This is a genomic window from Pseudoalteromonas sp. GW168-MNA-CIBAN-0100 (genome assembly GCF_040309225.1).
In the GTDB taxonomy this organism is placed as follows: domain Bacteria; phylum Pseudomonadota; class Gammaproteobacteria; order Enterobacterales; family Alteromonadaceae; genus Pseudoalteromonas; species Pseudoalteromonas arctica.
The window spans coordinates 1-232 of sequence record NZ_JBEOOL010001169.1; the positions used below are offsets into that span (position 1 = coordinate 1).

Here is a 232-nt window from a genome sequence, read left to right on the forward strand (position 1 = left end):
CCACTAATGCGCCTGCAAGCATGTAACTTAGCGCTCGGCCTATATTATAAGCAAAAGAGTAAATGAGGGTTTGGCGTTTATTACTGGCTAATTGCAATGAGCTGGCTATGCCACCACACATTGCAATGCAATGGCCGCTGCCAATTAGGCCCATAAAAAAAGCACTGACAAAAATAGGGTCAATCATTACTTTTGTTATGCTGCTCTTTGTCATCTTCAAACAAGATACTAT

General features: G+C 41.4%; 1 protein-coding gene. It reads right to left on the reverse strand.

The features are described 5' to 3' along the window. Positions 1-187: urease accessory protein UreH domain-containing protein (locus tag AAEY62_RS25065; protein WP_350637212.1), on the reverse strand; the 187-nt coding region annotated here is incomplete at its 3' end. Between the last annotated feature and the right edge of the window lie 45 nt (positions 188-232).